Origin of the sequence: Ideonella livida (assembly GCF_010499455.1) — a bacterium.
GTDB lineage: Bacteria > Pseudomonadota > Gammaproteobacteria > Burkholderiales > Burkholderiaceae_C > Ideonella > Ideonella livida.
This window is the reverse complement of sequence record NZ_JAAGOH010000003.1, coordinates 123,181-140,511: the sequence shown is the minus strand read 5'-3', so window position 1 is coordinate 140,511 and position 17,331 is coordinate 123,181. Positions and strand designations below refer to the sequence as shown.

The following is a 17,331-nucleotide window of genomic DNA, read 5'->3' as shown; positions in this document are numbered from 1 at the left end:
GCTGCGGCACGGGCACCGGCCAAGGGAGAGCGCGTGTCCACGTCCTTCGATCCGACCACCGAGGCAGTGCCCCTGCGCCGCTACCTGCGGCTGCTCATCGGCTTGTGCCTGCTCCCCAGCTTGCTGCTGGCCAGCGTGATGGGCCTGCGCGCCCTGGACGAGGAACAGGCCAAGGCCCGGCGCGGGGCGGCCGACCTGGCCCGCAACGTGGCCACCACCGTGGACACCTTCCTGGCGGCGCGGCTGCAGGGCTTGGCCTTGCTGGCCGACGCCCCCCAGGCCGACCCTGCCCAGGGCAGCCCCGAGCTGCATGCCCTGGGTCAGTCGTTCCGCCACACCTTTGGCAGCGAGGTGGTGCTGCTGAGCCTGGACCAGCGGCTGCTGATGCACACCCGCCTGCCCTGGGGCGGCGCCTTGCCGGCCTTGCCCGTGGCGCCGGCCGTCTCCGCCCGTGAGCGTGCGCTGCGTTCGGGGCGGCCCGCCGTCGGCGACCCCTTCATGGGCACCCTCTCGCGGGTGGCGCTGGTGGGTTTGGCGGCGCCGGTGCAGCGCGGTGGGCGTACCCAAGCGGTGCTGCTCACCACCGTGGACCTGGCGCAGTTGGCCCAGCTGCTGCACGGTCTGGCCGTGCCCCCCGGCTGGTGGTTGCAGCTGGTGGACAGCCAGGGCCGGCCCATGGTGCGCTGGCAGGCCGGGCAGGACCCGGCGGCGGTCCTGGGGTCGCCCGCGCGGTACATGGTGCTGTGGCAGCCCGATGGGGCCGTGCCTGAATGGGAGGCTGGCCAGCTGCAGGAGCAGGACTTGGGCGCAGCCCCCTGGCGGGTGCAGGTGCACCTGCCCCAGGACCTGCTGCGCGACCCCGCCCTGCAGGCTGCCGAGTCGGTGCTGCTGATGTTTGCCCTGACCCTGGCAGCGGGGGGGGCCGGGGGGCGGTGGGCCGGTCGGCGGCTGGCCCGCGCGGTTGAAGCGCTGGAGCGGCCGGGCGCGGCGGCACCGCCCGCGCCGGCCGCTGCCGAGGCGCTTCCCGGGAGCCGTCAGCCGCCGAGGCGCTCCTTGCTGCGGCACCTGTCGGCGGCGCTGGCCGTGCTGGGTGCGCCCCGCATCCGCGAGGTGGAGGCGGTTCGCCAGCGCCTGGCGGCCAGCCAGCAGTCGCTGCGCGACAGCGAAGCCACCCTGCACGCCATGTTCGACGGCATGGCCGATGTCCTGATCTTCCTCACGCCCGAGCGCCGCATCCGCCAGGTCAACCCGGCCTTCACCCGCCTGTTCGGCTACGACCTGGCCGAAGTGCACGACCGCGCCACCGACTTCCTCTACGCCGACGTCCGTGAGCATGCGGGCCGTGGCGCCTCCAGCTACCAGCGTCTGCTGCAGGGGGATGCGGTACAGCTGGTGGTGCAGCTGCGGCGCCGGGACGGTGAGGTGTTCTGGGCCGAGTCGACCGCGGTGCCGGTGCACAGTGCCGACGGCCACCTGCTGGGCCTGATGGCGGTCATCCGCGACATCACCGAGCGTGAGCAGGCCGCCCAGGCGGTGCGCGAGGCCCTGGCCCGCTTCGAGGCGGTGTTTCTGCACAGCCCCACCGCCATCGTCCTGGGGCGCCTGAGCGACCAGGTCTATGTGGCGGTCAACCCGGCGCTGGAGCGCCTGCTGGGCTACCCGGCGACTGAGCTGGTGGGGCGCTCGCCCTGCGGTCAGCTCTGGGCCGACGCCCAGGTGCTGGCAGACCTGCAGGTCGAGGCGGCGCGCACCGGCCGGGTGCAGGGCGTGGAGGTGCGCCTGCGCCACAAGGACGGCCACGAGGTGGACGCCGCCTTTGCCACCGAGGTGGTGGGCGTGGGGGGGGAGCCGCACTTCATCAGCCTGTTCATGGACATCGGCCCGCAGAAGGCGGTGCAGCGCCTGCTGCAGGCCCACAGCGGTGAGTTGGAAGCGCTGGTGGCCCGGCGCACCGCCGAGCTGGAACGGGCCAACCAGGCCAAGAGCGTCTTTCTGGCCAACATGAGCCATGAGATCCGCACGCCGCTCAACGCCATCCTGGGCCTGAGCCACCTGCTGGCCCAGGACCTGCCGGCCCCCGCGCACCGGGAGCGCCTGGCCCGCATCGACGGCGCGGCCCACCACCTGCTGCAGGTCATCCACGATGTGCTGGACCTCTCCAAGGTCGAGGCCGGCCACATGACCCTGGCGCCGGTGCCCTTCCAGCGCGACGAGCTGCTGCAGGACGCGCTGGCCATGGTGGGCCCGGCGGCACAGGCCAAGGGCCTGAGCCTGCGGGTGGACGCCAGCGGGCTGCCTCTGGCGCTGGTGGGCGACGTCACCCGCCTGCGGCAGATGCTCATCAACTTGCTGGCCAATGCGGTCAAGTTCACCCCCGCCGGTGAGGTGAACCTGCGCGCGGCAGTGGTCCAGGAGGATCCTCAGGGCCTGCTGCTGCGCATGGAGGTGCAGGACACCGGACCCGGCCTGACGGCGCAGGAGCGCGCCGCCCTGTTCCAGCCCTTTGTGCAACTCGACAGCAGCCCCACCCGACGCCACCAGGGCACCGGCCTGGGTCTGGCCCTGGTGCGTCGCCTGGCCGGGCTGATGGGGGGCGAGGCCGGCGTCGACAGCGTGCCGGGCTGGGGCAGCCGCTTCTGGTTCACCGCCCGACTGGGCCGGGCGTCGCCGGCCCCGGCCGCCACCAGCCTCCCGCCGCCCGACGCGCTGGCGCGCCTGCGGCGCGACCACGCCGGGCAGCGCATCCTGCTGGCCGAGGACAACCCCATCAACCGCGAGGTGGCCGAGGCCCTGTTGCGGCAGGCCGGCCTGCAGGTGAGCCTGGCCGAGGATGGCGAGCAGGCCGTGGCCCTGGGCCTGGCGGGGGGTCACGACCTGGTGCTGCTGGACATGCAGATGCCCCGTCTGGACGGCCTGGGGGCGGCCCGCGCGCTGCGGGCCGGCCTGGGGTCGGAGCTGCCCATCCTGGCCATGACGGCCAATGCCTTCCCCGAGGACCGGCAGGCCTGCCTGGACGCCGGCATGGACGGCCACCTGGCCAAGCCGGTGGAGCCCCGGCACCTCTATGAGGCCCTGTGCCAGTGGCTGCCGGCGGCCACAGCGGCCACGGCTACCTAGCCAGGCGCTCCAGCACCTGCGCCCGGTCCAGCACCCAGCCTGGCGGGCCGATGTCGGTGCCCTCGAACACATAAAGCAGTGCCTCGGCTGGCGGCAGGCCGCGCGCGTCCAGCCCGGTGTCCGGGCCCAGGGTGAAGCGGCCGTCCCGGCCCAGGGCCTGCGCCGGCAGCGTCATGGCCTGCAGGCGTACCCGCTCGGCGCCCAGGTTGGTGTCCTGGGGCCGGCCGCTCAGCCGGTGCAGGGTGATGCGCCGGGCCTGGCCAAAGGGCAGCTCCAGGCGCACCGGTGTGTAGCCCTCGCCGGAACCGGCGGGGTGGTCCGGCATCCGCCGGGACACCACAAACACATTGACCCGGTCGCCCTGGCGGGTGGCGTAGGCGGTGACCAGGGGCGCGTCACGCAGGGCGGGCCGGCGCCGCAAGGCGGGCAGGTGAGCGGTGGGCGTGCTGACGGTGCTCACCCGCAGCAGGTCGCCGCGTCCTTCGCGGTTGAACAGCGAGAGGTAGAGGAAGGACGGGTGGGCGTGGCCGCCGGCGTGCCAGGGGCCATGCGAGGTCCAGCGCTCCCCCTCGCCGAAGGTGAAGAAGTTCTGCAGCTCGAAACCCAGGCTGGCCTGGACCAGGAAGGTGTCCAGCGTCGCCACGCCGGTGGCCTTGCTCTTCATCACCGCCTCCTGCCCGGCGGCCTGTGCCGGGCTGACCTGCTCGCCATTGAGGCCGTTCATCGCGTAGCCCGGGCCCCCCTCGTAGGCCCCCAGGCGCAGGCGCCTCCCGGTGCGGGCCTGCCAGCCCTGGGCCTGCTCCAGCAGGGCACGGGCGGTCGGGCGGGCCTGCTGCGCCGCAAACTGGAGCACGCCGAAGTAGCCCTCGGGGTTGGGCTGTGGCGGGCCTTCACCCATGTCCCAGCCCCCCAGGTAGGTGGCCACGGTGAGAAAGTCCGCGCTGCGCGAGGCCAGGGCGATGCCGTCGTTGAACTGGTGGACGGGCCAGCCGCCCAGCACCTGCACAAACTTGCCCGCCACCGCCGGCGTCCACCAGGGGCTGCGCCGCAGCACGTCCACCACATGGTCGTGGAACAGGCCGTAGACGGCGCCGGGGTTGAGCCGTTCGCCGGTGGCCGCATCTGTCATCGCCGGGAAGGTCCAGGGCGCGAACAGCGGGTTCCAGGTTTCGTTGCCCAGCTCCAGGTACAGGCGGTCAAAGGCGTCGGTCCAGGGGGCGGTGCGGCCCTGGCGCACCCGTTGCCAGGCCCAGGGCTTGGACTGCGGTGTGTCCACCGCCGGGTCCCAGGGTGCGGCCATGAACTCGGCCCAGGCCAGCCATTCCTGGGGTGACAGGTGGAACTCGATCTGCAGCCAGGGCCGCACCCCGGCCTGGGCCATCATGGCCAGGGTGCCGCCCAGGGACATGCCCAGGCCCACGCCTTCCACCCCGCCCTGGGGGCCCAGCCACTGGGCCATGCTGTAGCTGGCCTGGCCGGTCTTGATGGTGTGGTGGGTGCGCCAGGCCGCCATGCCCGAGGCTGCCAGCTGGGCCTGGCGGCGCGGCGACAGGGCCAGGTAGGGCGTGTCGGCCCGGTGGATGCGGAAGTTGTCGATGCCGTAGGTCACCGAGCCCTCCGACGCAGACCCTGGCGGCAGCCCCGAGGCGCTCAACACCAGATAGGCGTGGAAGCCCGCGTGCGCCGGCTGGCCGCGCAGGCGCAGCACATGCCGCCGCCAGGTTGTGCCCACCGCCAGCGTCTGGGGTGACATGAAGCCCCCCACCCGCGGATCGCCGTCAAAGCCCAGGACCAGCGGCGGCGCGTCGGCACGGTCGGCCTTGACCCAGACCTCCGCCTCGTAGTCCACCGGCTCGGCCACCTGGTAGTAGGACTGGGCGGTGGTGGAGAGGTCGGGCAGGTCATGCAGGCCCACCTTGCGCACCTCGCCGGGGCCCAGGGTGAGGGCCAGGTAGGTCTGGCCACCGTCCTCCACCGGGCTGTCCGGCGCATGGGGTACCAGCCGCCAGTGTTGATCGTCCATCAACAGGTCGTGGGGCACCCCGGCCGGCAGCCAGCGCCGGGCCTGCACCGGGTCGCTGCGAAGGCGCGGGCCCATGTGGCGTGGGCGCAGCGGCGCAAAATCCTGGGTCACGATCACCATGTCGCCCTGGCGCAGCGCCGCGCCGTTGCCTGCCAGGCGCAGGTGCCCACCCTCCGGGCTGCCCAGCACGGTGCCGCCGGCGGCCACCCGGTCTTCCCGCACCAGGTCCAGGCGACCGCGGCTGACCCGGTACACCCGCACCTGCGCACCGTCCAGGTAATCGGCGGCGAAGCGGCCATCCAGGCTCAGCCCGCCCGGCTCGCGCACCTCCACGCGATCGGCGGCGTCGGCAGCGGCCGTGAAACGGTGGCGCCAGGACACGGGCTCGAAGCCGCCCTTGCCGGCGCGCTTGAGGGTATCGCCATAGTTCGACCCGGTGACGGTGAACGCCTCCAGCCCCGGGTTGAGCACCTCGGTGTGCACCTGGAGCACGGCAGGGCGGTGGACGAAGGCCGTGTCAGGACGCGGCTCGTCGGCCGCGGTGATCAGGCCGGTGGCGGTCAGCAGGCCCAGCAGGGCAACAGCGCGCGGCCAGGCGGCGAGCGCGCTGGACGACGCCTTCATCCACCTGCGCCGGCGGCCTGCGCCCGCAGCACATGCGCGGCAAAACGGTCCAGGATGTTCTGCCAGCCCTGGCGCTGCTGCTCCAGCGGGAAGACATCTTCGGCATCGAAAGTCTCGCGCACCGTCACCCCGGCGGGGCCGGGCACGAACTCCACCGACAGCATCCGGCCGCCAAACTCCGCCACCAGACGGTGCAAGGGCTGCACCTCGGTGTAGGTGCCTTCGAAGTCAAAGCCCATGCTGCCGTCCTTGGCCTCCATGCGGGAGCGGAACCGGCCGCCCACCCGCAGGTCCACCTCGGCCTGCGTGGTGTGCCAGTCGTCGTTGGCGGCGTTCCATTGCAGGATGTCGGCCGGGTTGGTCCAGGCGCGCCACACGGCTTCAAGTGGCGCGGCCATGGTGGCTTGCACGGTGATCTGGGGCATGGTGCGGCTCCTTGGGAGGGTGAGAGGCGGGACAGGGCGTCAGCTTAACCGTCCGCTGGCGCCGCAGCCCGCGTGCCAGGGCCCTCAGGCGGCGTGTTTGAGCAGCGGGCAGGCGTCCAGCAGTGTGGCGGGGTCGAAGTGGATCGGCCGGTCGTCAAAGTGAAGGGCGCTGCGCAGCCGGCGCGCGTCCACGCGGCCCTCCACCCGTGGGAGGTACTGGGCGCGACGCACTTTGTCCACCGAGAGGAAGTAGTCGAAGTACTTGAACTCTCCGCCCTTGGGCGTGTGCGAGGACAGCCAGGCATTGGGAATGCCGTAGGCGTCGGCAATGATCAGGCCGTGCAGCGACGAGGTGGCGATGGTGCGGCACTCCAGCATCTCGTGGACCACCTGCTCCACGTCGCTGCGGCCCAGGTCGATGACCTTGACGCCTTCGTCGAGCAGGGCTTCGCGGAACTCCTCATCGGACCAGCGGATGACGAAGCCGACGTCGTGGCGCTTGGCCACCTCAGGCGCATAGACCTGGGGCATGAGCAGACCGGGGTCGCCGTAGACCTCCGGGCACTGGCCACCCTGGTTGAGGATGAAGGAGCGTGTCAGCGGTCCGCGCACGGCGGTGTAGCGGCACTTGGCGGAGATCTGGGCGGCCTGCTCGGTGCCGAAGGAGCCCGTGCCCCAGGCCACAAAACTGTCCTGGGCCCGCGACAGGATGCTGCCGACGGCGATGTAGGCCGGTGCTGTGACCTGGTCCTTGCGGAACTTGGGACCCACATGGACACGGGCCACCTTGCGACGGCTCAGTCGCCGGAACAGGTAGGGCGAGAGCAGATCGCCAAAGTTGGGGGCAACCGTCCACCACACCAGAGGCACGCGGCCCTCGGCATCGGTGATCAGTTGATCTTCGTCGACGACGTAGCGGCCAAGTAGGGACATCGCTTGGGCTCTTGGGGTGGAGGGGGAGCCCTTCATTATGGTGGACCGTTGGTGTGCGCCCGAGGCCGTGGTTCCACTCAAGAATCAACCGGCCGGCGCCTGTCTTGGGCCGCGCCGCCCGCCGGACTGCGCAGCGGCGTGTAGCCCTCATTTCAGCTGTGCCTTCAGGAAGGCCACGATGCGCTGGCCGGCCGGCACCTGCCAGGCGGCGCGGTCAAAGCCGTTGGGGTTCCAGGCCGGGTCCAGGCCAGGCGCGCCCATGGGCCCGGTGCCGGCCTGGAACAGGGCATGGTGGCCGGCGCGGTCGTCCACCTCGCATTGGGCCTGGGGCAGGGCGGCGCACACGGCCCCGCCATGGGGCGGGAAGGCCAGCACTTCGTCGCGGCGGCTGGTTTCGATCCACACCGGCACGCGCACATCGGCCGCCAACGTGGCCAGGTTCACGCCCTGGCCCAGGGGGGCGGCCGCCACCACGGCGCGGATGCGCGGCTCGCGCACCGAGGGCAAGGTCGACGTGCCGACCGTCAGCACCGGCGCCGGCCGCTCGGTGCTGAAACCGGCCAGGGCGCACATGGCGGCATCGGTCTGCAGGCCGGTGCCGGTGGGGCTGCAGTGGTTCACCAGGCGCACCCGGTCGGGCTGGGCGCCGGCCAGGGCCAGCACGGTGTGGCCACCGGCCGAGTGCCCCACGGCGCCAATGCGCTGGGTATCCAGGCGCGGCGCCCATTGCGGGTCGGCCAGCAGGGCGTCCAGCGCGCGGCTCACCTGGCGCGGGCGCTCGGCCAGGTAATCCGGGCGGGCCACGCCGCTGCGGTCTTGGTAGTTGTCGCCCGGGTGGCGCAGGCTGAGCACCACAAAGCCCTCGGCCGCCAATTGGCGTGCCAGCCAGGCATGGCCCATTTCATGGCCGCCGGTGCCGTGCGAGATCAACACCAGGGGATGCACGCCAGCGGTCACCGGGGCGCCGGGGGCCACCTCCACGGCAAAGGGGCCAAAACGCTGCGGGCCGGCCTGCGCCGGGCTGGGGTACCAGACCAAAGCCTGCAGGGCCTGGGGCGCGCCGGCGGCGTCGGTGGTGTTCCATTGCAAGCGCTGCATGCCGACTTGGGCGTGGGCGGTGACGGGCAAGCTGGCGGCAGCGCCCAGGGCGGCGCAGGCCAGGGCGGCGGTGGACACCAGGCGCGAGAGGGCGGCGTGCAGGCGGGGGAAGTTCGTTTCCATGGTGTGGGGCAGGGGGGTTTTCCGTTGCGTTGCCGCCATGTTGCGTGTTCCTCCCCTTGGGCCGCTGCCTGGATGGGACGGCTTGCGGCCAGGTGGCGCCAAACGTGCCGCAGGCGGCGCAGACCGTTCCGTCCCTTCCGTCCACGTGGGCCCGTTGCCGGCCGCGCCCGCTAGAGGGGTCGCGCTTACGGTGCCGCGAGAAAGCCGCGTACCGCGGCCAGGCTGGCCTGGGGTTGGTCGTTGAACATGAAGTGCCCAGCCTGCGGCACCGTTTCCAGCCGCGCCTGGTTGACGGGTGCGAAGCGGGCCATCATGCGGCGTTGATGGGCTTCACCCTGGGCCTGGTTGCAGGCGCCGCGCACAAACAGCACCCGTCCGCTGTAGGCCTGCAGGCCGTGGGTGAAGTCCAGCTGGCGGCCCCAGGCGGGGTCGCGCTGCATGCGGCCCAGCGTGGCCTGGAAGGCGGGCGCGCCCGCACGCCACAGGGTCAGTGGCGGGGGTGACCCCGGGCAATGGGTGGCCTCGCCCTGGGTGAGCGGGAAGACCTGGCCCAGGAACCAATCGGCGCGGGCGAAGGGGTCGCCCTGGGGGTCAACCGTCCATTGCGCCAGCCAGGCGCGCCCAAAGCCCAACACCACCCGCCAGCCGGGCCAGCCCCCGCCGGGCAGGCCGTCCAAGGTGTCGGCTTCCAGAAAGCCGGGTTCAGCCAGCACCAGGCGATCCACCCGGTCGGGGTGGGCGCCGGCATAGGCCGTGGCCAGCATGGCGCCCCAGCTGTGGCCCAGCAGGTGGACCGGGCGGCCGCCGCCCTGGGCTTGCACCACGGCGTCCAGGTCGTCCACAAAGTGCTGCACGGTCAGCGCCTCGGCCGGCAGCCGGGGTGACAGGCCCGAGCCCGTCTGGTCATAGAACACCACGCGGTAGGCATCGGCCAGGGCCGACAGGCCGAGCAGGTAGCGGTGGTCGGCCCCCGGGCCGCCGTGCAGCACCACCAGCACCGGGGCATCTTGCGGGCCCAGGGCCTGGCCATGCAGCAAGCGACCGCCGGCGGCCAAGCGGGGCAAGGTGGGGTCGTGTTCCACGGTGGGCGGCACGGTGGGGCGTTGCAGGGTGCAAGCCGTCAGTGTGGTCAGTGCGGTCAGTCCTGCCCATGCTGTCATGGCCCGCCATTTGGCCAGCCACGCGGCGACGCCTCCATAGCGGGCAGCCGTGGTCGCGTTCGACAGCAAGGCACTGCGCCGGACCGGGGCGCGTGCAGCGCCCGTGGCGGGGGCAGCGGGTGCAGCAGGTGGGGCAGGCAAGGGCGGGACTGGCATGATGAAAGGTCGCTGTGGTGAAGACATGCACCATGCTTCCCGCTCCCCTTGCCGCGCTCAACAACATTGGATAAGACGACGCTCACCGCTTCAGACCGCCAGGCGGTGCTGCACTGCGCCGCCGTGCTGGTGCCCGAGCTGCCACCGCTGACCACCGCCGACCTGGAACCCCTGATGGCGGTCATGCGCCCGCGCACGCTGGCGGCGGGGGAGGTGCTGTTGCGGGTGGGCGATGGGCCGCCGCAAGAGGTGCTTATCCTCCGGGGCCTGCTGCGCAGCGGCGTGGGCGATGCCCAGGGCCGCGAGGTGACACTGGGCTTTCACCCCGGGCCCGGAGCCTTGCCGCCGTCCATTGGCCGCACGGCGGACGGGCGTTCGCGGGTGCTGGTGGAGGCGCTCACCCCGGCCCGGGTGGTGCTGTTTGACGCCGAGGCCCTGGTGGCCCAAATGGTGGCCCACCCGGCGGTGCAACGCTGGGGCGACGCCGTGCTGCGCGCCGAGCTGATCCGCAGGGCGGACCGGGAATGGGCATTGGCCGCCTTGCCCGCGCGCGAGCGCCTGCTGGCCCTGCGTGCACGCCTGCCCGGCCTGGAGGAGCAAGTGGCCCACCGTCACATTGCCAGCCACCTGGGCATCACGCCGGTGTCTTTGAGCCGGCTGCGTGCGCAGCTGAAGGCAGGCGGGTGAGACGCCCGCGGCCTTCGCCACCCAAGCCACTTCTACCGATGGGTTCCGGGGCGCTTCGCGGACGTGTCATTCCTGCCCCAGGGCTGGCCGGCTGGATCAGAGCGGGAACACCGCCTTGAGCCACAGGGCGTTGCCCTGGGCACGGTTCTCAGCGGTGGTTTCCTTCTGCCACTTGGCAGTGACGAACCAGCCCTTGCCGCTGTCGTATTTCACGGAAGGCCCGATGGCCAGGGCTTTGCCCTTGCTGCCCGAGAGGCTGGCGCCCCCTTGTTGGTCTTCATTGAGCTGCTGGTAGACATAACCCCCCACGCCCGCCACCCAGCCGTTGGCCAGACCCCAGCCCAGGGCGTAGTCAAAGTGCAGTTCGCGGCCGGAGGTGACGTCGGTGTCCTTGTTGCGCTGGTTGACGATCAACCCAGCCTTGATGTCGGCATTGAGGCCGGCCGGATCCACCCGGGTGACGGCCACCACGGGCTCGAAGGCCAGGTAGTTGCGGCCGATGCTGGGTTCGGCCTGGTCGTAGCCGCCGGTGGGCAGCATCACATCCAGCGCGAACACGGCATGCAGGTTGGGGCTGTAGTGAAAGCCCGTGCCCAGGCCCACGGTCATGTCGCCCAGGCCGGTCTTGTGAAAGTGGCCGCCGGGCGTGGTGACGCTCAGGTCCACCAGCGGGGCGATGGCATGCACCACCAGGTCCCCACCCAACAGCTTTTCGCCCGTGACCCAGACAAAACGCGGTGCCACCACGTTGGCGCGCACCTTGAAGCCGGGCAGGTTCAGGTCGTGGCCGTTCGCGTCGTTCACGCGGTCGGCGCTGTAGACATTGCCGTAGACGATGCCGTAGGTGCCCGGGGGCGGCAGCGCGCCGCCCATGTAGTTTTCCACCCCATGCGGGTAGATGGAGCCACCGCCTTCGGTGGCGTGCGCCACGGGCAGGGCGGCGGCGGCCAGGGCCGCGACAGCCGCCAGCGCGGCCAGGGTGTTGCAACGAGGGGTCATGAGTTGTCTCCTGCTTCGGTCTTGATGCCGTGAACGGTGTGAAACGATGGGCCAGCGGGGCATGCAGCGGCGCTGCCCGGCTGGCCAGCGGGCAGTGCAGCGTGAGGTGACGGGGGGCGCCGCCGCACCTAGGGCGGGCAGCGCGAGGCCGGCGGCAAAGCCACCGGCCGGGGGGGGTCAGGCCGATATCAGGCGGTGAGCAGCCCACGCTCCCGCGCCATGGTCAGCGCGGTGTCTTCGATCATGTCTTCCTGGCCGCCCACCATCTTTTTGCGGCCCAGCTCCACCAGGATGTCGCGGGCCGACAGGCCGTACTTGGCCGCTGCGCGCTTGGCAAACAGCAAGAAGCTGCCGTACACGCCGGCATAGCCCAGGGTGAGCGCGTCGCGGTCGATGCGGATGGGGAAGTCCATGATCGGGAAGACCAGGTCTTCGGCCACGTCCTGGATCTTCCAGACGTCCACGCCGGTGGCCACGCCCATGCGGTCCAGTACCGCCACCAGCACCTCCATCGGCGTGTTGCCTGCGCCGGCGCCCAGGCCGGCAGCGGCGGCGTCCACGCGGGTGGCGCCGCATTCAATGGCGGCAATGCTGTTGGCCACGCCCATGGCCAGGTTGTGGTGGCCGTGAAAGCCCAGCTCCGTCTCCGGCTTCAAGGCGTCTCGCACGGCCTGCAGGCGCGCCTTCACGCCGTCGGGCAGCAGGTAGCCGGCGGAGTCGGTCACGTACACGCAGTTGGCGCCATAGCCCTCCATCAGCTTGGCCTGGCTCACCAGCTGCTCCGGGCTGGCCATGTGGGCCATCATCAGAAAGCCCACGGTGTCCATGTCCATCTTGCGGGCGAAGCTGATGTGCTGCTCGCTCACATCGGCCTCGGTGCAGTGGGTGGCCACGCGGATGGTGTGCACGCCCAGGCTGTGGGCCATCTTCAGGTGATCCACGGTGCCGATGCCCGGCAGCAGCAGGGCGCTGACCTTGGCCTGCTTCATGCGCGGGATGACGGCGCCCAGGTATTCCTCGTCGGTGTGCGCCGGAAAGCCGTAGTTGACCGAGCTGCCGCCCAGGCCGTCGCCGTGGGTCACTTCGATCAGCGGCACGCCGGCCTCGTCCAGGCCGGTGGCGATGGAGACCATCTGCTCCAGGCTCATCAGGTGGCGCTTGGGGTGCATCCCGTCCCGAAGCGTCATGTCATGTAACCTGACGGCCCCTCGTCCACCGGGTACGGTGGACGATCCCCCGAGGGGATCTCGCCCGGCTTCGGGCGGCCGGGCGCCGGGCTCGTGGGTGATCTTCTGAGTCATGTCCAAGTTCTCCGGTTTCAGGCGGCAAGCGCAGCGGTGGGCGTGGCCTTGAGCACCAGACGCCCCGCCAGGATCTCCTGGGCAAACATCTCGGCGGTGCGGGCGGCGGCGGCGGTCATGATGTCGAGGTTGCCGGCGTACTTGGGCAGGTAGTCGCCCAGGCCTTCCACCTCCAGGAAGATGGAGACGCGCTGGCCGTCGAACACCGGGCCGTTGACCAGGCGGTAGCCGGGCACGTACTTCTGCACCTCGCGGATCATGGCGTGCACGCTCTCGGTGATGCCTTCGCGGTTGACTTCACCTTCGACCAGGCAGTGCACGGTGTCGCGCATCATCAGCGGCGGCTCGGCCGGGTTGATGATGATGATGGCCTTGCCCTTCTTGGCGCCGCCCACCTTCTCCACCGCGCCGGCCGTGGTGCGGGTGAATTCATCGATGTTCTTGCGCGTGCCCGGGCCGACCGAGCGGCTGGAGACGGTGGCGACGATCTCGCCGTAGCTCACCGGCTGAACGCGGCTGACGGCAGCGACCATCGGAATGGTCGCCTGGCCACCGCAGGTGACCATGTTGACGTTCATTTCGGACAACAGGCCCCCAGGCTTCGCGCTGCGCGCTGTGCCACCCCCCAAGGGGGCTGCGCCGTCTTGGGAACGGCCCGGCGACGGCGCGCCCACATGCTGCAGCAGGTTCACCGGGGGCACGCAGTAGGGCCCGATGGCGGCGGGCGTCAGGTCGATCATCAGCGCGCCCAGGGCGTTGACCTTGCGCGAGTTCTCGGCATGCACATAGGCGCTGGTGGCGTCAAACACGATCTGCACGCCGTCGGCCTGCAGGTGGGGCAGCAGGCCGTCCACACCCTCGGCGGTGGTCTTCAGGCCCAGCTCGCGGGCTTTCTTCAGGCCGTCGGAGGCAGGGTCGATGCCCACCATCCACACGGGTTCCAGCACGGGGCTGCGCTGCAGTTTGGCCAGCAGGTCGGTGCCGATGTTGCCGGGCCCAATCAGGGCGCATTTGATGGTGGGGCGCATGGTGCTCACCGTCCCAGGTCCTTGGCGGTTTGGCCGGCGATGCCCCAGTTGGTCTTGGGCACCTCCTGGATCCAAACCCGGATGGCTTCCTTGGGCGCGCCGGTGGCTTCCACCAGGGCGGTGCTGACTTTCTCGATGACGGCGCGCTTTTGGTCCTCGGTGCGGCCTTCGATCATGTAGATCTGTGCAAATGGCATGACGGTCTCCGAATGAAGAGGGGGCGGGTTCAGACAAAACGCAGGCTGGTGCTGCCCATGCCCTGCACATGCAGGCTCACGTGGTCTCCGGCCTGCACGGGCACGGCCTCGGTGATGCCGCCGGAGAGGATGAGCGTGCCGGCCGGGATGCTCTGGCCCCGGCGGCCCAGGTGGTTGGCCAGCTCGGCAATGGCGGTGGCCGGGTGGCCCAGCACGGCGGCGCCGGCGCCAAAGGCCACGGGTACGCCGTTCTTCTCCATCACCACGCCCACGGTGCGCAGGTCCAGGCCCGCCACCGGCGTGGGGGCGCCACCCACCACAAAGCGGGCGGCCGAGGTGTTGTCGGCCACCACGCTCTTGAGGTCGAACTTGAAGTCTTTGTAGCGGCTGTCGATCACCTCAATGCCCGGCAGCACAAAGTCGGTGGCCTCCAGCACGGCGGCGATGTGGCAGCCCGGGCCGGCCAGCGGCTTCTTCAGCACAAAGGCGATTTCGGGCTCCACCTTGGGGTGGATCAACGCGGCTGTGGCCACCTCGCCGCCGTGGGGCACGGCGTAGTCGTCGGTCATCCAGCCGAAGACGGGCGAGGTCACGCCCATTTGCTTCATCTTGGCGTGCGAGGTCAGACCGGCCTTCAGGCCCGCCACGGTGCGGCCGCGTGCCAGCTTGCGCGCCAGGATGGCGGCCTGCACGGCATAGGCGTCTTCCCAGTCCATGCTGGGATAGTCTTCGGTGATCTTGTGGGTTTCCAGGTGCTGCAGCTGGCAGCTTTCCAGGCGCTCGGCCAGGCTGGCGATGGTGAGGTCGTCAAGGGTCATGGGGTTCTCTGCAAAAGTCAGGGTCAAACCATCGAGCGGACCACGCCGCCATCCACCCGCACGGCCGCGCCGTGGGTGGCGCCGGCCAGCGGGCTGCACAAAAAGGCCACGGTGGCGGCCACTTCGTCGGGCTCCACAAAGCGGCGGATCAGCGAGCTGGGCCGCTCCTGGGCGAAGTACTGGCGCACCACCTCGTCGGCGCTCAGGCCCAACTCGGCCGCCCGCTCGGCCATGAAGGCGGCCGAGCCCTCGGTGCGGGTGGGGCCGGGCAGCACGGCATTGACGGTGACACCGGTGCCGGTGGTCTGCTCGGCCAGCCCACGCGAGAGGGACAGCTGCGCGGCCTTGGTCATGCCGTAATGCACCATCTCCGGCGGCGGCTGGATGCCGGACTCGCTGCTGATGAAGACGATGCGGCCCCAGTTGCGCGCCAGCATGGCCGGCAGGGCCACGCGCGACAGGCGCACGCCGCTCATCACGTTCACCTCAAAGAAACGCTGCCAGGTGGCGTCGTCGGTCTGGGCAAACTCGCCCGGCGCGTAGATGCCCAGGTTGTGGATGAGCAGGTCGCAGGCCTGGGCGGCGCCGGCCAGCTGGGCGCAGCCTTCGGCCGTGCCCAGGTCGGCGGCCACGGCGGTGATCTCCGCGCCCGGCACCCGGGTTTGCAGACGGGCGGCGGCAGCGGTGACCCGCGACGTGTCACGCCCATTGAGGGTGACGGCCGCGCCCTCCGCCGCCAGGCGGGCGGCGATGGCAAAGCCGATGCCGGCGGTAGAGCCGGTGACCAGGGCGCGGCGGCCGTGAAGTTGCAGGTCCATGGCGGGCTCCTTCAGGCAAAGCGCACCGAGCAGTCGCCCAGGCCGCCAATGCTCACGCGGAACTGGTCGCCTGGCAGCGCCGGCACCATGGCGCCCAGCGCGCCCGAGAGGATGACTTCGCCGGCCTTCAGGCCCATGCCCAGCCGGCCCAGGGTGTTGGCCAGCCAGGCCACGGCGTTCAGCGGCGAGCCCAGGGCGGCGGCACCCGCACCCGTCACCACCACCTCGCCGTTCTTCTCCAGCACCATGCCGCAGGTGTGCAGGTCCACCTTCAGCGGGCTCACCGCCTGGCTGCCCAGCACAAACACGCCGCAGCTGGCGTTGTCGGCCACGGTGTCCTGGATCTTGATCTTCCAGTCGCGGATGCGGCTGTCCACGATCTCGAAGCAAGGCATCACGCATTCGGTGGCGGCCAGCACATCGGCCACGCCCACGCCCGGGCCCTGCAGGTCGCGCTTGAGCAAAAAGGCGATCTCACCCTCGGCCTTGGGCTGGATCAGCGCGCCGCGCTCGATGGTAGCGCCTTGGTGCACCAGCATCGCGTCGGTCAGCAGGCCAAAGTCGGGCTGGCCCACGCCCAGCATGGCCATCACCGCCTGGCTGGTGACGCCGATCTTCTTGCCCACCACCCGCTCGCCATCGGCCAGCCGGCGCGCGTTCAGGCGCTGCTGGATGCCGTAGGCCTGCTCGATGCTCAGGCCCGGGTGGCTGGCGGTGAGGGGGTCGATGGGCGTGGCCGTGCGCAGCGCCGCATACAGGCGGTCGCCCAGGGCTTGGAGATCCAGTTCAGGGGAGGTGGTCATGGCGTGGCAGAAAAAGAAGAGGTGAGGCAGCGGCCGCAACCGCTGCGGGCGTGGGTCAGGTCACCACGGTCAAGAAGCGCTCGTTGAGCTGGCGCGTGTGATAGAAAACCGCGCGCCCCATCTCCTCAAACGGCCAGGTGATGACGGGCATGTCGGGGTAGAAGTCATAGCCGCCGCAGAAGGTCTCGAAGCGGTTGCCCGAGGGGTCAAAGGCGTAGATGGTGGTGCCGCGGGTGATGCCGTGGCGCAGCGGCCCAATGTCCATGGACACGCGGTGGATGGTGATGATGTCCGCCGCCTTGAGCACCTGCTCCCAGGTGCCCAGCAGGTAAGAGGCGTGGTGCAGGGTGTTGGCACGCTCGTCGCGCACAAAGGCGATGTCATGCGCCTTGGTCGAGCAGCTCAGCCACACCGCCACGTCGGTCACGCCGTCTTCGGCCTTGATGCGCTCCACCAGCGAGAAGCCCAGCACCTTGACGAACAGGTCACGGCTGCCGTCCAGGTCCGGCCCGTGGATCTGCCAGTGGTCCAGACGGATGGGGGAGATGCCGCGGCGGCCGTCGATGATGGCCTCGGGCGCCTCAAAGCCCAGGCCATTGCCCACCATCGTCTTCTCGGCATACAGCTCGAACACATGGCCCGTGGGCGACGTGAAGCGCACCCGCTCGCCGGTTTCCAACATCTCACCGGCGGGGATGCGCTCGGTGGCCACGCCGTAGGCGCGCAGGTCGGCATCCAGCTGCTCCAGGGTGGCCTTGTCGCGCACCTTGAAGGCGTAAAAGTCCATGCCGGCCTTGTCGGCCTGGCGCAGGATCAGGCTGTGGTGGTCCAACTCGTCCAGGCACTTGAAGTAGGCCCGGCCCTGGGCATCAAAGCCCATGTGCTTCAGGCCCATGACTTCGGTGTAGAACTTGACGGATTCGTCCAGGTTCAGAACGCGCAGCTGGCAGTGGCCAGGGCGCATGACGCCAGAAATTGCCATGGTCTTGTCTCCTCTTGGCAGGGTGGATGAATCTTTGGT

At 70.7% G+C, this 17,331-nt stretch carries 14 protein-coding genes and 1 pseudogene; 2 read left to right on the top strand and 13 right to left on the bottom strand.

Annotated features, from left to right (window positions below; translation table 11 throughout):
- The first annotated feature begins 33 nt into the window (after positions 1–33).
- Complete coding sequence (locus G3A44_RS23385; RefSeq protein ID WP_163456225.1) at positions 34–3,117, top strand: PAS domain S-box protein; 3,084 nt, start codon at positions 34–36, stop codon at positions 3,115–3,117.
- On the opposite strand, the gene G3A44_RS04065 is transcribed toward G3A44_RS23385, so the two are convergent.
- The 5 genes from G3A44_RS04065 to G3A44_RS04045 all read right to left on the bottom strand — a co-directional run bounded on the left by G3A44_RS04065 (position 3,110) and on the right by G3A44_RS04045 (position 9,503).
- Entirely contained in the window at positions 3,110–5,764 is a 2,655-nt protein-coding gene (locus G3A44_RS04065; RefSeq protein WP_163456224.1) for a hypothetical protein, read from the bottom strand. The two genes, G3A44_RS23385 and G3A44_RS04065, sit on opposite strands and share 8 nt — an antisense overlap.
- Complete coding sequence (locus G3A44_RS04060; protein ID WP_163456223.1) at positions 5,761–6,189, bottom strand: SRPBCC family protein; 429 nt, start codon at positions 6,187–6,189, stop codon at positions 5,761–5,763. The genes G3A44_RS04065 and G3A44_RS04060 overlap by 4 nt, the downstream gene beginning before the upstream one ends.
- A gap of 84 nt (positions 6,190–6,273) precedes the next feature.
- Positions 6,274–7,122 (bottom strand): polysaccharide pyruvyl transferase family protein, encoded by an 849-nt coding sequence (locus tag G3A44_RS04055; RefSeq protein WP_163456222.1) that lies wholly within the window; start codon positions 7,120–7,122, stop codon positions 6,274–6,276.
- 147 nt (positions 7,123–7,269) lie between these two features.
- A complete protein-coding gene (locus G3A44_RS04050) occupies positions 7,270–8,343 on the bottom strand; it encodes an alpha/beta hydrolase family protein (RefSeq protein ID WP_163456221.1) in 1,074 nt (357 codons plus the stop codon).
- 185 nt (positions 8,344–8,528) lie between these two features.
- On the bottom strand, positions 8,529–9,503 hold the full coding sequence (locus G3A44_RS04045; protein WP_163456220.1) for an alpha/beta fold hydrolase: 975 nt from the start codon (positions 9,501–9,503) through the stop codon (positions 8,529–8,531).
- A gap of 222 nt (positions 9,504–9,725) precedes the next feature.
- Between G3A44_RS04045 and G3A44_RS04040 the strand changes: the two genes are divergently transcribed.
- Positions 9,726–10,346 carry a Crp/Fnr family transcriptional regulator gene (locus G3A44_RS04040; protein ID WP_163456219.1) on the top strand — a complete coding sequence of 207 codons (621 nt, stop codon included), beginning with the start codon at positions 9,726–9,728 and terminating at the stop codon, positions 10,344–10,346.
- A 96-nt stretch (positions 10,347–10,442) separates the two neighbouring features.
- On the opposite strand, the gene G3A44_RS04035 is transcribed toward G3A44_RS04040, so the two are convergent.
- The 8 genes and pseudogenes from G3A44_RS04035 to G3A44_RS04000 all read right to left on the bottom strand — a co-directional run bounded on the left by G3A44_RS04035 (position 10,443) and on the right by G3A44_RS04000 (position 17,292).
- Positions 10,443–11,345 carry a SphA family protein gene (locus tag G3A44_RS04035; RefSeq protein ID WP_163456218.1) on the bottom strand — a complete coding sequence of 301 codons (903 nt, stop codon included), beginning with the start codon at positions 11,343–11,345 and terminating at the stop codon, positions 10,443–10,445.
- A 188-nt stretch (positions 11,346–11,533) separates the two neighbouring features.
- Positions 11,534–12,547, bottom strand: a pseudogene (gene dmpG / locus G3A44_RS04030) (4-hydroxy-2-oxovalerate aldolase); the annotation flags it as partial.
- A 116-nt stretch (positions 12,548–12,663) separates the two neighbouring features.
- Positions 12,664–13,674, bottom strand: coding sequence for an acetaldehyde dehydrogenase (acetylating) (locus tag G3A44_RS04025; protein WP_163456216.1), 1,011 nt, complete (start codon positions 13,672–13,674; stop codon positions 12,664–12,666).
- A 5-nt stretch (positions 13,675–13,679) separates the two neighbouring features.
- Positions 13,680–13,871, bottom strand: a complete 192-nt coding sequence (gene thmT, locus G3A44_RS04020; protein WP_163456215.1) for a 2-hydroxymuconate tautomerase — start codon at positions 13,869–13,871, stop codon at positions 13,680–13,682.
- Between the two features lie 29 nt (positions 13,872–13,900).
- Positions 13,901–14,689 (bottom strand): 2-oxo-3-hexenedioate decarboxylase, encoded by a 789-nt coding sequence (gene dmpH / locus G3A44_RS04015; protein WP_163456214.1) that lies wholly within the window; start codon positions 14,687–14,689, stop codon positions 13,901–13,903.
- Positions 14,690–14,712: 23 nt separating this feature from the next.
- Complete coding sequence (locus tag G3A44_RS04010; RefSeq protein WP_163456213.1) at positions 14,713–15,507, bottom strand: SDR family NAD(P)-dependent oxidoreductase; 795 nt, start codon at positions 15,505–15,507, stop codon at positions 14,713–14,715.
- A gap of 11 nt (positions 15,508–15,518) precedes the next feature.
- Positions 15,519–16,310 (bottom strand): 2-oxopent-4-enoate hydratase, encoded by a 792-nt coding sequence (dmpE, locus tag G3A44_RS04005; protein ID WP_163456212.1) that lies wholly within the window; start codon positions 16,308–16,310, stop codon positions 15,519–15,521.
- A gap of 55 nt (positions 16,311–16,365) precedes the next feature.
- A complete protein-coding gene (locus G3A44_RS04000) occupies positions 16,366–17,292 on the bottom strand; it encodes a catechol 2,3-dioxygenase (RefSeq protein WP_163456211.1) in 927 nt (308 codons plus the stop codon).
- Positions 17,293–17,331: the final 39 nt, after the last annotated feature.

Excerpts from the sequence above, each read along its gene's own strand:
- G3A44_RS04010 (WP_163456213.1), bottom strand. The coding sequence starts at position 15,507 with ATGGACCTGCAACTTCACGGCCGCCGCGCCCTGGTCACCGGCTCTACC.
- G3A44_RS04060 (WP_163456223.1), bottom strand. The coding sequence starts at position 6,189 with ATGCCCCAGATCACCGTGCAAGCCACCATGGCCGCGCCACTTGAAGCC.
- G3A44_RS04025 (WP_163456216.1), bottom strand. The coding sequence starts at position 13,674 with ATGCGCCCCACCATCAAATGCGCCCTGATTGGGCCCGGCAACATCGGC.
- thmT (WP_163456215.1), bottom strand. The coding sequence starts at position 13,871 with ATGCCATTTGCACAGATCTACATGATCGAAGGCCGCACCGAGGACCAA.
- G3A44_RS04035 (WP_163456218.1), bottom strand. The coding sequence starts at position 11,345 with ATGACCCCTCGTTGCAACACCCTGGCCGCGCTGGCGGCTGTCGCGGCC.
- dmpE (WP_163456212.1), bottom strand. The coding sequence starts at position 16,310 with ATGACCACCTCCCCTGAACTGGATCTCCAAGCCCTGGGCGACCGCCTG.
- G3A44_RS04045 (WP_163456220.1), bottom strand. The coding sequence starts at position 9,503 with ATGACAGCATGGGCAGGACTGACCGCACTGACCACACTGACGGCTTGC.
- G3A44_RS04050 (WP_163456221.1), bottom strand. The coding sequence starts at position 8,343 with ATGGAAACGAACTTCCCCCGCCTGCACGCCGCCCTCTCGCGCCTGGTG.
- G3A44_RS04000 (WP_163456211.1), bottom strand. The coding sequence starts at position 17,292 with ATGGCAATTTCTGGCGTCATGCGCCCTGGCCACTGCCAGCTGCGCGTT.
- dmpH (WP_163456214.1), bottom strand. The coding sequence starts at position 14,689 with ATGACCCTTGACGACCTCACCATCGCCAGCCTGGCCGAGCGCCTGGAA.
- G3A44_RS04055 (WP_163456222.1), bottom strand. The coding sequence starts at position 7,122 with ATGTCCCTACTTGGCCGCTACGTCGTCGACGAAGATCAACTGATCACC.
- G3A44_RS04065 (WP_163456224.1), bottom strand. The coding sequence starts at position 5,764 with ATGAAGGCGTCGTCCAGCGCGCTCGCCGCCTGGCCGCGCGCTGTTGCC.